Source organism: Thermostichus sp. OS-CIW-29 (assembly GCF_054058195.1).
The window spans coordinates 1-13,163 of sequence record NZ_JBSSAB010000055.1 but is presented as its reverse complement, the minus strand read 5'-3'; the positions used below and the strand labels follow the sequence as shown (position 1 = coordinate 13,163).

Here is a 13,163-nt window from a genome sequence, read left to right as displayed (position 1 = left end):
TTCTGCCATTTGTTTTCATCTAAAAAAACCAACTTCATCCTCTTTCCTCTATAAATTATTCTCTCTATCCTAACATAAGATCAACACGACCTAGCCCTCAGAGGGAAGTGAATCGGGATCCCTGCCTGCGCGGGCATCTTCGCTACTTTTGCCATAGCGCTGCTGCCGCCACCACACCAACAGGGGGCTGGCGATAAAAATGCTGGAATACACCCCCAAAGTAAAGCCAATGAGCAGGGCAATGGCAAACCCCTTCAAGGTAGCTCCCCCGAAAATGGCGATGGCAACTAGGGGCAGCATCGTCGTCAGAGTGGTGTTCAGGGAGCGGGCAAAGGTCTGGTTCAGAGATAGGTTTACCACCTCGGCCAGGCTGACCTTGCGGCTCACCAGACGCAGATTCTCGCGGATGCGGTCGTAGATGACCACGGTGTCGTTGACGGAAAAGCCGATGATGGTCAGCAGCGCCACCACAAACAGGCTGTCCGCCTCCATACCCACCGTCAGGCCCAAAAGGGCAAATAGCCCTATCGTCAACACTACATCGTGCAGCAGCGCCACAATGGCAAACACCGCGTAATCCCACTGGAAGCGCAGGGCCAGGTACAGCACGATGAGCCCGAAAGAGATGAGCACCGCCACGATGCCGGAACGCAAGAGCAAACGCCCCACCGTCGGGCCAACCGTCTCGACCAGATTGCGCTGGAAGGGGGCAACCTCCTGCCGCAGGGTGGCTTCCACGGCCAGCCGCTCTTGCTCAGTCAAGGGGGGCATGCGGATCAGGGCTTCCTGGCCCGTTTGCGTGTCCAGCTGGATGATGCTGGTGCCCAGGTTGTGTTCCTGCAGCGCCCGTCGCAGCTCCTCGGTGGTGACAGGCCGCTCAAAGCTCAGATCCAGCAAGGTGCCGCCGGAAAAATCCAACCCCAGCCGCAGGGGAGTTCCCAGAGAAGCCAGGGAAAAGGCCATGCTGACCAGCCCCACCAGCAGCACCGCCAAGGACAAGCTGAACCACAGCTTGCTCCGTCCAACAATGTCGAAGCGATAGTCGAGCAACCGAGAGGCGGGATCTACGGGGGATAGCTCTTGAGCCGTCATGATTGGGCCGCCTCCATCCGAACGCCGTAAAACTCAGGTTTGCGCAAGCTGGGGATCCCCATTGCCGCCAAGAGCAGGCTACGGGTGCAGGTGATGGCCGTAAAGAAGCTCACCAGAATGCCAATGCCCAGGGTTACCGCAAACCCTTTCACCAGTCCCATCCCCAGCCAGAAAAGCACGCCACAGACCAAAAGGGTAGTCACATTGCTGTCCAGGATGCTGCTGAAGGCGCGGTTAAACCCTTCCGAAATGGACTTGTAGATGGATTTGCCGGCCCGCAACTCTTCTTTGATGCGCTCGAAGATCAGCACATTGGCATCCACCGCCATGCCGATGCTGAGGATAAAGCCGGCGATCCCCGGCAGAGTCATGGTGACCCCCAGCAGTTGGAAGAGAGCAAAGGTACAGAGGGCGTAGATAAGCAGAGCGATGTCCGCAATCAGCCCTGGCAGGCGATAGTAGGCCACCATAAAGAGGAAAACCAGCACCAGGCCCCCGATCCCGGCATAGAGGCTGCGGCGCACGCTCACTTCCCCCAAAGTGGCCCCGACAGTGCGATTTTCAATCACCTGAATGGGAACCGGCAGCGCTCCTGCCCTGAGCTTGACCGCCAAGTCAGTGGCGGTTTCCACCGTAAAATTGCCCGTGATCACCGCCGTCCCGCCGGTGATGCCGGTGCGGGCAAACTCCGGCCCCACGATCGGGGCACTGATCAACACGTCGTCCAGAAAAATGCCCAATGGACGTTCTGTTCCGGCCAGATCTCGGGTGAGCTGAGTAAATTTTTCTGCCCCCTCCGGCTTGAACTCCAGCAGCACCTCCCAACTCTGGGATCCGCGGCGGGGGGCTTGGGGATAGGCATTGCGCAGCAGATCCCCGGTGAGGCCGACCCGCTCAAACAGAGTATCCGGATCCTCCCCCGCTGTTATCTCTCCCCGCTCGTTGCGGGGCAGCGCGCCGACGGGAACCAAGCCCTTGCGAAACTCCAGTTGGGCTGTATCTCCAAGGAGAGCAATGGCCCGATCCGGATCCGCCACCCCCGGCAACTGCACGAACAGGCGGTCTTGGCCGCTGATCTGCACCAGAGGCTCAGCCACCCCCAGCCCGTTGATCCGCTGCTGGATGACGGCCTCTACCCCCTGCATCACTTCGGGGGTGATTTCAGGCACCTCCTCGGTGGGCACAGCTTGTAGCGTGAGCTGGGTTCCTCCCTTGAGGTCAAGGCCAAGGCGAACCTCCCGGCTGAAGCCCAGGTAAACGAGGGCAACCACCACGGCCAAGATGAAGATCAGCCCTCGCAAAAAGGAGAGCCGACTGAGCCACGACGCTGAGGATCTAGCCATACTGCTGAGAAGGTGAGGAACACGGTCGCACTCGATCTGAGGCTCTTAGGATTTTGGCACTTTGTAAACTACCCGACCCTACACCGCCTTAGCAGTGTAGCGCGGGCTTTCAGTAGCCCTGAGCCTGTTCTGCTCTACCAGAGAACAAAACAAGCCCGAACCTCTAGGCTGGTTTACGACAGCCCCCAAAAGCGCAATCACATTCGCACCATTCAAATCCGCATCCCCTTCCCATCCACAGTGCCCACACTTGAACGACTTACCACTGCGGTAGGATTGCGCAGGATCGGGATGGATGTGTAAACACTTGTGACAGGTCTGCGACGTGTAGGCAGGCGGCACAAGAACCAGAGAAACCCCTGCAACTCTCGCCTTGTATTCCAGAAACTGCCTCAGTTGGTAGAACGCCCAACTGTTGGCCCTGCGCCTTTCGGTTTTGCTGCGGGGTTGTTGATTGACCCTTTCCCGGATCCCTGTCAGGTCTTCCAGAGCAATAGCGCTGTTTGTCGCCTTTGCCCTAGAGACAATGGCTTTGGAGATGCGATGATTGACCCACGTTTTTGCTACGCAACGCTGACGCGACTGAAAGCGTCTTTCCTTGCCAGACAGCCGTTGCAACAGTTCTCTGCATCTGCGCCGCGAACTGCGGGTGCCCTTACTGGCTTTGCGTTGAAGTACCGCCCTCAACCGCAAGTGATGGTCTCGGACTTTGTTCAACTGCTGTCCATTCCAGTTATCTCCTTCCGATGTATGAGCAATATCCGTCCTTCCCAAATCCACGCCCAGCACTCTATCCGTGCCTTGCGGTGGGCACGGTTCCGTTTCCACACAGATTTGAATGGAGTAGAAACCGTCTTTGCGCTTGACCAGAGTGGCGGATTTGGGGTTGGAGCCTGCCAACTGTTCTCTCTGGTAGCGGCCAATCGCCAGCTCAAAGCGCTCTCGACCCCCAACCGTGGTCAGCGACACCGTCCAGTCTTTCTCGCGAAACGAAAAGATACGGGCATCGTAGGTCGCAAAGCCTCTCTTGAACGCTTTGACCGGACGGTTTTTCTGTCGGGCAACTTTACGGGCACCGGCCAGCCATCTGCAGACCTGCTGGTCGCGTAAGCGGGACGTAGTCCTTGCCAAGTTACTGGACAAGCCGAACCGGGCCTGGATTTGGCGGTAGCACAGAGATTGAAGTTTAACGGCGTTAACTACCTTCTCTGGTGTGTTTTGGTTGACCCAGTTCAAGGCTTGGCCGAAAGCAGCCAAGGTCGCGTCCAATTTGGCGGCTTGCGACTGGGACGCCTTGAGCTTGCAGGAGACGGTCAGGACTTGGGTCATGGTTCTATCGTAACTTCCGCATTCCTCCCGACCCTCGTCCTACGGACAGAGGGCGGGGCTCCTGCGCTAGTAAGCTGGACTTTCTGATCCTATCGCAGACGGGATCCCAGCGGAAAACGGCAGAGCCCGTGGCGCTGCCCCGACAAAATGGCCCTTGGGATCCACCGCCAAGGCAACCCCCAGCTCGATGAAGACGGGTACTGGGCTATCCCTTTGGGCAGAGCGGATGAAGTTCAAAGCCGTTATTGTTGGAAAGATTATTCAAAGACTCCCCCTGGTTTGCGCCGACCCTAGGTTAGGCTATTGCCATCCCGGGGGAGCAAGAAACACCGCTGCTCTGCCCCAAAGTCCGCGAGTTGAGTTAAGGAAGGTTGAGGTGAAGGGGAGACTGACCTGCCATTTCCCTGTGCTGCTACTGGCCCTGCCTCTGTGGGGATCCCCGACCTGGGCCGGAGAGTATTTCACCGAGGAAGTCACCAGCCCCAGCCTGGAGATCGTTCACGGCTGGCGGCAGGAGGTGTACGGCATTGGGGTTACCATCACCAACACCAGCCTCGGCTCCTTTCGGGTGCCCTTGGAAATTGATATGGAGGATCGGACTAGCTGTGAGCGGGCCGACTTGGTGCTGACCAACAATCGCATCATGCCGATGGGATCCTTCCAAGATTGCATTCTCAACATCTTTCCCTACCTGGATAAGTTCATCAACCAAGAAGTCGCCAGCATCCGAGTCACCCTAAAAGGGCCAGCTCCCCTCCTGGAAATTCCGGTAGAGGAGTCGGATCGACTGATTTTGGCCCAGGTGGCCAACCAATCGCGGGAAGCCTTTGTTTTCTTTCAGCAGGAGTTGGCCCGTGTTTTGGAGCTGCTGAGGCAGTCGGATCCCAAGCAAAGCGAGACGGCCCCACAGCCTGGCACCCCAGTTCCGACCGCCACCCCAGCCGAGTCTGCCGCTAGCCCAGGAGATTTTGTAATCGTGGGATCCATTCGGGAAGAACGAGTGGGGGCCGGTAGCCGCCTAAGCGTGGAAGCGATCAACCGCAGCACCCGCACGGTTCTCAACGCCCGTGCTCGTTTCACCTTCTATCGGGGAGAAGAAGTTGTCGATACGCGAGTGGCAGCGTTTGAGCCCAGCGACGTGCCCCCCGGACAAAGGGCCTCCGCCAGTGTGCTGAAAACCGAGGCCAATTGGGATCGCGTCACGGTGACCTTCCAGTGGCAGTAGGGCTACTTCAGGGAGCCAAAGCGTTGCCGCGAATCAGGCTGCCCAGGGTTTTGACCGTGATCTTGAACTGCACCCAAGGGCTCATGGGCACTACCGTCTTGTAGAGGTAGCTGTCAAAGGTCATCCTTTGCACGTCCCGGTCGGCGCACATCTCCACAAAGGCTTCGCGGGTAGCGTTGGAACGGTAGAACACTCGCTGCAGAATATCCAAGACTTTATAGGTCAGGCCGTATTGGCGATCCCAGCGCTTAAGATACAGCTTGAGATCCTCTTCGCTGGGGATGCGCGCCCCACCGTTGGAGGTCTCGACGATGGTCTCGGCGCACATGCGGCCTGACTTGGCGGCAAAATAGATCCCTTCGCCGCTGGATTTGGTTACGTATCCCGCCGCATCTCCCACCAAAGCAGCACGGCCCACCACGCGGCGCGGGCGGGGATGCTCTGGGATCGGATGGGCTTCCACCTTGATCACCTGGCCTCCTCGAATCCGCTCGGCAGCACGGGCGCGGATCCCAGCTTGCAACTTTTGGATGTGGGCTTGGTTTGCCCTCATGGTGCCGGTGCCCACGGCTACATGGTTGGACTTGGGAAACACCCAGGCATAAAAGTCTGGAGAAACATCGTCCCCCACATACATTTCTGCCCGCTCTGCGTAGTAGGCCATTTTGTCGTCCGGGAGCCGGATGCGCTCCTGAAAGGCCAGCGCATAGTTGTAGTCGCCAGCACCAATGGCTTCTGCCACCTTGGAGTGGAACCCATCCGCCCCGATCACCACATCCACAGCCAAAGAACGCGGCACCCCTTGCCTCGATCCGTCGGAAAAATCGTTGTAGTGCAGGATGTAGGGATCCCGGCCATTCTGGGGGATTTCCAGATGCATTACCTTGCCGTTGATCAGCTCCGCCCCTTTTTGGTGGGCACGATTGCGCAAGAAGGCATCCAAGATCTCGCGGCGGCACATGCCGATGTACTCGTTTTCTTTTTCGAGGGCGATATCCACCTCATAGTTGGAAGGGGAGATCATCTTCATCTTGCGCACTTTGCGGTCGATGATCCCCTCGGGGAGGTCGAACTCGGAGACCATACAGAGGGGAATGGCGCCCCCACAGGGCTTAGCATTGTCCAGCTTCCGCTCAAACAAAAAGGTTTCAATTCCCGCTTGGGCTAGAACTTCGGCAGCAGAGGCTCCGGCTGGGCCGCCCCCCACAACAGCAACTCTCAGACTCAAGGTGCTCTCCTCGATGCAAATGCGACTGGCTCATCAGACAGCAGGCATCCTACCACAGCTCCTCAGAAGCATTGCGGACCTTGACGAAGTGTTGCAGAGTGGAGGGCTCGCGCTCGCTGTGTTTCTACAAAAGGCCCCGCCGCATTTGATCCCAGAGGTTGAGATAGGACTCGGCTTCGGCTGAGCTCAGGGGGCGCCAGATCTCCGAGCGTTGCCAAGTGGAGATTTGCAAGTCGGCTCTGCGTTGCAGGCGTGGGGCAAGTTGAGCCAAATCCAGCGGCAAAACCGAAGGGATCCCGCTCAGATTGACCAAGCGGGGGGCAAATTCAGGATTCAAGACAAAATCAAGCCAGTCAGCCAACAGGGATCCGGAATCTGTCTGGGTTGATTCTGTGTGGGCATGGTCTTCGACGTGGGGTCGCACCCAGACATCCCACCAGATGGCGGATCCGGAGGCCGGGATCACCACTGCCAGCTCAGGGTAGTTGGCTTGGGTGGCGTAGAGATCCTGCGACCAGCCCACGGCCACCCAGCTATCGGCCAAGCGCAAGACGGGCAGGTAGTCGGAAGAGGTGTAAGTTAAAACCTGACGGTGCAGGGATCCCAGCTCTTGCCGTAATTCGACATCCTCAGGGTTGAGGGGATCGTTGTAGGAGCGGCCCATTTTCTTTAGGGTTAGCCCAATCACCTCCCGCGGATGATCCGGCAGAGTCAGTTTGCCGGCCAGCTCAGGCCGCCACAGATCCGCCCAGTCCCGAATGGGCTCCCTCACCCGATCCCGGCGGTAGGCAATGGCCGTTACCCCCCAGCGCCAGGGCACACCCCAAATCTGCCCCTCCCGGAGTGCCGCAGCTTGCCAACGGGGATCCAGATTCTGCCATCGTTCTCCCAACAGGCTTGCCGGCAGAGGAGCCAGCCAACCGGCAGCTATGGCCCGATCCAAAGCGTCGGCCCCCAACAAACTCAAAGCCGCCACCGGCAGCCGCCGCCGGAACCATCCCCCCGGATCCCACCAGGCTGCATCAGCCGGCTGGACGCTTTGCTGCAGATAGGCCAACAACTGATCCCGACTATCCAACAGTTGCAGCCGAAAGCGGGCCTGGGTGCGGCGGCGAAACTCGTTGAGCAAACTGGCGGGGATCCCTTGCTTAAGCGCCACGACAAGAGGCAGGTGTGCATCCGGCCCCCCACATCCTGCCGCCATTAGCCCCAGCAGGATCCCCTGTAGAAGCTCACGTCGGCTCAGCCGTATCTCGCCCACGACAGTACCGCTCCACCAGAATGAGAGCCACCAGATCATCGTAAGCCTTGGCCGGCACCCGCATCCCCTTGGGCAAGAGCCGCTGCCATCCCTGCGGTGGGTGAAAATCCCAGTAGCGCTGACGGGCCTCTTGGGAGCTGTGCCGCTCATCCACCAGGACAATCTGCTGCGGGGGGAGAATGGATTCCAGTTGAGACTTCCAGGCTTGGGCCGTCGTCTGATTGCCCAGGATTACCTGCTCCGCCTGAAACTGTTGCCGGAGCGTTTGTAGTCTAGACAGCGCTGCCGCGGAAGGGACCACCTCCCGGTGTAAAACCTTCAGCTCCGTTTGCGTAAACACCTGCACCACAGCAATGCCGCATTTGTCGCGCCCTGGGTCGAAACCGATCAGCACTCGTTGGCCCTTCAGTCTTGCCGGGTGGAGTGGATCCGTCATCCCTCAGGACGCCCCGCCTGCTGAGCCCCAGAAGAGCCGGGTTGACCGGAAGCTTCTGCCATCAGAAAACTCACCCGCAATGGCCCCGCTGTGTAGATGTCGGTGTCGGCAACTAGCTTCACATCCAGAGGGGTGGTGCTCTGGCGGAGATGCTGCACAACCTCCAGAAACTTGACCTGGGAGAACTCCCCCACAGTGCCGGTGATGGGATCGGAGAGAAGCCCCTCCTCTTGCGAGCGCTGATTGGCCTGGTTCAGCAGCCCCAGCAGTTGCTGTTGGATCTGATTTTCGCTCAAACCCGGTTGAATCACCCCGTGGGCCAGCACGGATCCCTTGGCGAAAATCCGCTGGTTGGGGTAAATCTGCACGAGCACAGGCACAGGCTCCCCCTTGAGCCGGTTGGTAACAGAGAGAATGCGCACCGCCCAGCTACCGGGCTCTTGCAACTTCTCCAAGGCTTGATCGGCATCCTCGCGGCGGATCAAGATCGCGTTTTCCAGAGGGGGCATGGGCTGGGATCCAAGGGCAAGGGCCCGCTGTTCCGCCTGGGCCAAAAGGTGCTCAAACTGCCGCCGGATCGCCTCTGGTTTTGCCCCTCTTGGAGCCTCCACAACTCCTGTTGCCAAAACTTCCCCCGCCAAGATGGCCAGTTCCCCCCGCCGCAGCCGCACCGCCAATTGGTTGAGCTGCTCGATCTCCTGCTCAAGCTGGTTTTTCTGGTTCTCCAGTTGGGTTAAGGCCGCCTGCACCACATCCAGGGAGCGCTCCAGCTGATCCCGATCCAGTTGCAGGGCTTGTTTTTGCGACTCCAGGGTGGCGATCACCTGGCGGGCCGACTCCACCTCTGCCTTCACTGCCTCCAACTCGGCATGGGCTCGATCCAAACTGGGCTGCACCTTGGCCAGTTGCTCGTTGGCTGCCGCCAGCTTGGCCTCCGCCTCCTGCCGCTCCTGCAGCGCCACTGCCAGCTGATCGCGCACTTCGCTCAGGCGGGTTTGGGCTGCCGACTGCTGGCTGCGAAATTGGTCGAGATCCATCTTGAGGTGGTCTCGCTCAACCCTGAGAGCGGCATTTTCCGCTTCCAAGAGGGCTTTTTGGCGGTTGAGGGCCCGCAGCTCTTGCTCCGCCTGGGCAATTTGGTTGGTGTAGCTGAACAGGGCCTCCGACAGAGAGCGGTTGAGGAGCAGCAGTGTGCCCAAAGTCAGGGCGGAGATGCTCACGCCGGTCACCACGGCCACCAGAATGGCGGTATGGCGGGGGCGCAGGTTAAACCAGGTAAGGCGCTTTTTGCCAATGCGGTAGCCCACCCGATCCCCAACAACGGCAATCAGGCCACTGACAACCAACATGTAGAGGATCAGCAGTACGCCTTGCATATTCGCGGATCCCTGCCATGGAAATCTTAGCAAGGTTGCCCTGAGGATTTTGCAAGTTGCTGGGAGATAGATTTCGGCGCTGTTTTGTAGGGATTTTTGGGGGTTCTAATCCGCGTAGAGGAGCCGCTCCACCGCCGCCACAATATCTGCAGGTTGCACGATGGTGGCCGCCTCCAGTGTGCCGTTGTAGGGGGTGGGAATGTCCTGCGAAGCCAAACGCATCACCGGCGCATCCAGCTCATCGAACAGTTCTTCCATGATGCGAGCTGTCAGTTCCGCCCCAATGCCACCCGATTTCATGTCTTCCTCAACAATGATCACCCGATGGGTTTTGCGCACCGAAGCGGCAATGGTTCCCATATCTAAAGGTTTCAGCGAGATTAAATCGATCACCTCAGGGTCGATCTCCTGCTGCACCAAAGTGTCCACGGCCTTGAGCACGTGGTAGCGCATGCGGGAGTAGGTGAGCAGGGTAACATCGGAGCCGGATCGGACGATTTCGGCTTTGTCCAGAGGCAAAAGGTATTCCTCTTCTGGCAGATCTTCTTTCAAGTTGTACAGGAGCACATGCTCGAAAAAGAGAACGGGGTTGTCGTCGCGGATGGCGGACTTGAGCAAGCCCTTGGCATTATAGGGAGTTGAACAGGCCACGATCTTAAGCCCGGGCACCGCTTGGAAGTAGGCCTCTAGCCGCTGCGAGTGTTCTGCTCCCAACTGACGACCCACCCCGCCCGGCCCGCGGATGACCATCGGGATCTTGAAATTGCCCCCGGAAGTGTAGCGCAGCATACCGGCATTGTTGGCAATTTGGTTGAAGGCCAGCAGCAGAAAGCCCATGTTCATCCCTTCCACCACCGGGCGCAAGCCGGTCATGGCTGCCCCGATGGCCAGGCCGGTGAAGCTGTTCTCGCAAATGGGGGTATCCAGCAGGCGCATCTCCCCGTACTTGCGATACAGGTCTTTGGTGACTTTGTAGGAGCCACCGTAATGGCCGACATCTTCTCCCAAAACAAATACGTTGGGATCCCGGGCCATTTCTTCGTCGAGGGCAGCACGCAAGGCGTTGTAAAGGAATGTCTCGGCCATAGAGGTTCAATATCGCTAAACCCTCATTAAACCATTTTGCCGGCATGGATCCCCTTGCAGCTGACTTGATAGGCTGAGCTCAGAATTCTTGCTCAAAGGGATGGCGACCTTCCCCACAGCTTTCCTCAGCACTCTCTTTCCCCTGGAACATGGGGATCGTCCGTCTTCTCAAGATAAAGACACCATGAGCATTCCACGGCCCAAACTGGCGCTGACCTTGGGGGATCCCGCGGGAATTGGGCCGGAAATTGTGCTCAAGGCGCTGGCGGATCCTGAGGTGCAGTCTTGCGCCCACATCACGGTTGTAGGGGATCGGCAGGTTCTAGAAGCCACCTATCGCCTGCTGAGAGATCGGTCGCCGGCTCCATTGGCCCATCCGGCAGGGATCCCGATGCTGGAATGCGACACAGGCTTTCGGTTACAGCCTGGCTGTATTGGTCAAGGGGATGCTGACAGTGGTGGGGTCAGTTTTGTTTACCTGAAAACGGCAGTCGAACAGACGCTGCGGGGCGAGTTTCAGGGGATCGTGACAGCACCCATCGCCAAATATCTCTGGCATCAAGCTGGCTACCGGTTCCCTGGCCAAACGGAAGTTTTGGCCCAACTGAGTGGGTCTGAACGCTACGGGATGCTGTTTGTCGCCCGTTCCCCCCACAGTGGCTGGCAGATGCGGGTTTTGCTGGCCACCACCCATATTCCCCTCGGCCAGGTGCCCACCGTGCTGACTCCAGAGCGGGTGCGGACAGCGCTGGATTTGCTGGTGGGATCCCTGCGCCACACCTTTGGGATCCCGGATCCTGTGATTGCAGTGGCCGGCCTGAATCCCCATGCCGGCGAACAGGGGCAACTGGGATCGGAGGAAAAAGAATGGCTGACCGAGCTGCTGCGCACCTATGCCCACGCCCAAATTTGGGGGCCGCTTCCCCCCGACACCATGTGGCTGGCTCCCGCGCAAGCCTGGCATGGCCAGGGATCCCCAACTGTGGCAGATGCCTACTTGGCTCTCTATCATGATCAAGGTTTGATCCCGGTGAAGATGCTGGCTTTTGACCGGGCGGTTAACCTGACAATTGGGCTGCCGTTTGTTCGCACCTCTCCCGATCATGGCACCGCCTTCGACATTGCCGGCCAAGGGGTGGCCCGATGCGAGAGCCTCAAGCAGGCGATCCTGCTGGCGGCAGAACTGCTGGGCAAAAACCCCCAATCCCCTGAGGGAAATGCCGTCTGTACCCGACAATCTGAGGCCGTTTCTCGTTTCCAGGGGGTGGCTTGATGGAAGTTGCCGGTGCTACCTCAACCGGAATGCTCTACCGTCGCTTTGGGCGCACCCAACAGCTGGTCTCGGTTTTTTCTCTGGGCAGCATGCGCTTGGTCAATGTGCCCAGGGATCAAGCTCAGGCAACCGTTGAGGCAGCCCTAGCCGCAGGGATCAACCACATCGAAACGGCTCAGGCTTATGGCCATGCCGAGGTGCTCTTGGGCGAGATTTTGCAAACCCTGCCCTTTTCACGCCATCAGTTGATTCTGACCAGCAAACTCACTCCCACAGATGGGTTGCGAGAGCGGCTTCAGGGATCCCTGCGCCGTCTGCGGGTGGATTACCTGGATCAATTTGCCTTTCATGGCATCAACTTGCCGGAACACCTGGAGTGGGTGCTGCAGAAAGGGTTGCCGATTCTCAAGCAGATGCAGCAAGAAGGCTGGGTGCGCTACATTGGGTTTTCCACCCATGGATCCCTGGAGTTAATTTTGCAGGCCATCCAGACAGGATGCTTTGACTTTGTTAATTTGCACTATCACTTTTTCCAACAGCGCAATGCACCGGCCCTAGAAGCGGCTGCCCAGCAAGATATGGGCGTGTTCATCATTTCTCCTGCCGATAAAGGGGGAATGCTCTATCGCCCGCCCCAACACCTGCAGGAGTGCTGTGCACCTTTCAGCCCCTTGGAGTTTGCCTATCGTTTTTTGCTGGCGGATCCCCGTGTTCACACCCTCAGCCTGGGCATCACTCATCCTGAGGAGCTACAGGTGGCCTTGTCGGCTTTACAGGATCCCGACCGTTGGTGGGTGGATGGCCCTCAGATTCAGGAGCGGTTGCGCCAAGCCGAGCAGGAACGCTTGGGATCCAGCCGCTGCACCCAGTGCTACGCCTGCCTGCCCTGCCCAGAAGGGATCCACATTCCCGAAGTGCTGCGTTTGCGCAACTTGGCCATTGCCCACGAGATGACGGAGTTTGCCCAGTACCGCTACAACATGTTCGGCCAAGCTGGGCATTGGTTTCCGGGGTCACCTGCCGACCGCTGTACCGAATGCGGTGACTGCTTGCCCCGCTGCCCAGAGCATCTGCGGATCCCGGAGTTGCTGGCCGAAGCCCACCAGTTGCTGCATCGGTCTCCGATCCGGCGGCTCTGGGAATAACCATTCCACCTATCCTATTTGGCTGAGCTTAACTCCACTTATAATCGGATGGAGTTTATCGATTGCATCACAAGGCGAGGCATCGGAGTGAATAGTCAGAGCCAAGACCGCTTAGACCGGGTGGAACAACTGCTGGCTTGGACGGCTGAACAGACCGCTGCCAACAGCCGAGAAATCCGGGAGCTCTGCCAATCCATCCAGGAGCTGCGTCAGTCCATCCAAGAAAGCCGCACCCAGTCTGCCGAGGAGAACGCCGCCCGTCTGCGGGAAATCGAGGAGCTGCGTCAGTCCATCCAAGAAAGCCGCACCCAGTCTGCCGAGGAGAACGCCGCCCGTCTGCGGGAAATCGAGGAGCTGCGTCAGTCCATC

11 protein-coding genes and 1 pseudogene are annotated in these 13,163 nt (G+C 58.7%); 4 read left to right on the top strand and 8 right to left on the bottom strand.

Features of this window, described 5'->3' with window-relative positions; translation table 11 throughout:
* Nucleotides 1–90: 90 nt before the first annotated feature.
* From secF to ACVWZJ_RS13660, 3 genes are all read right to left on the bottom strand, one after another.
* Entirely contained in the window at nt 91–1,092 is a 1,002-nt protein-coding gene (gene secF / locus ACVWZJ_RS13670; protein WP_414331115.1) for a protein translocase subunit SecF, read from the bottom strand.
* Nucleotides 1,089–2,435, bottom strand: coding sequence for a protein translocase subunit SecD (gene secD, locus ACVWZJ_RS13665; RefSeq protein WP_414331113.1), 1,347 nt, complete (start codon nt 2,433–2,435; stop codon nt 1,089–1,091). Before secD ends, secF begins: the two co-directional genes overlap by 4 nt.
* Nucleotides 2,436–2,513: 78 nt before the next feature.
* Nucleotides 2,514–3,764: an RNA-guided endonuclease InsQ/TnpB family protein gene (locus ACVWZJ_RS13660; protein WP_457396395.1), complete on the bottom strand. Its 1,251-nt coding sequence runs from the start codon at nt 3,762–3,764 to the stop codon at nt 2,514–2,516.
* Nucleotides 3,765–4,140: 376 nt separating this feature from the next.
* On the opposite strand from ACVWZJ_RS13660, the gene ACVWZJ_RS13655 reads away from it, so the two are divergent.
* A complete protein-coding gene (locus ACVWZJ_RS13655) occupies nt 4,141–4,989 on the top strand; it encodes a hypothetical protein (RefSeq protein WP_414331048.1) in 849 nt (282 codons plus the stop codon).
* Nucleotides 4,990–4,996: 7 nt separating this feature from the next.
* Here ACVWZJ_RS13655 and chlP read toward each other — a convergent pair whose 3' ends face one another.
* The 5 genes from chlP to ACVWZJ_RS13630 form a co-directional block, all read right to left on the bottom strand.
* On the bottom strand, nt 4,997–6,217 hold the full coding sequence (gene chlP, locus ACVWZJ_RS13650; protein ID WP_414331046.1) for a geranylgeranyl reductase: 1,221 nt from the start codon (nt 6,215–6,217) through the stop codon (nt 4,997–4,999).
* Nucleotides 6,218–6,341: 124 nt separating this feature from the next.
* Nucleotides 6,342–7,478, bottom strand: a complete 1,137-nt coding sequence (locus ACVWZJ_RS13645; RefSeq protein WP_457396392.1) for an extracellular solute-binding protein — start codon at nt 7,476–7,478, stop codon at nt 6,342–6,344.
* Nucleotides 7,450–7,914: a Holliday junction resolvase RuvX gene (gene ruvX, locus ACVWZJ_RS13640; RefSeq protein ID WP_457396390.1), complete on the bottom strand. Its 465-nt coding sequence runs from the start codon at nt 7,912–7,914 to the stop codon at nt 7,450–7,452. Before ruvX ends, ACVWZJ_RS13645 begins: the two co-directional genes overlap by 29 nt.
* Nucleotides 7,911–9,290: a DUF3084 domain-containing protein gene (locus ACVWZJ_RS13635; RefSeq protein WP_011433363.1), complete on the bottom strand. Its 1,380-nt coding sequence runs from the start codon at nt 9,288–9,290 to the stop codon at nt 7,911–7,913. Before ACVWZJ_RS13635 ends, ruvX begins: the two co-directional genes overlap by 4 nt.
* A gap of 105 nt (nt 9,291–9,395) precedes the next feature.
* Complete coding sequence (locus ACVWZJ_RS13630; RefSeq protein WP_414331610.1) at nt 9,396–10,376, bottom strand: alpha-ketoacid dehydrogenase subunit beta; 981 nt, start codon at nt 10,374–10,376, stop codon at nt 9,396–9,398.
* A gap of 184 nt (nt 10,377–10,560) precedes the next feature.
* On the opposite strand from ACVWZJ_RS13630, the gene pdxA reads away from it, so the two are divergent.
* From pdxA to ACVWZJ_RS13615, 3 genes and pseudogenes are all read left to right on the top strand, one after another.
* Nucleotides 10,561–11,649 carry a 4-hydroxythreonine-4-phosphate dehydrogenase PdxA gene (gene pdxA / locus ACVWZJ_RS13625; RefSeq protein ID WP_457396388.1) on the top strand — a complete coding sequence of 363 codons (1,089 nt, stop codon included), beginning with the start codon at nt 10,561–10,563 and terminating at the stop codon, nt 11,647–11,649.
* Nucleotides 11,650–11,678: 29 nt separating this feature from the next.
* Nucleotides 11,679–12,794 (top strand): aldo/keto reductase, encoded by a 1,116-nt coding sequence (locus tag ACVWZJ_RS13620; RefSeq protein WP_457396397.1) that lies wholly within the window; start codon nt 11,679–11,681, stop codon nt 12,792–12,794.
* An 87-nt stretch (nt 12,795–12,881) separates the two neighbouring features.
* Nucleotides 12,882–13,163, top strand: a pseudogene (locus tag ACVWZJ_RS13615) (hypothetical protein); the annotation flags it as partial.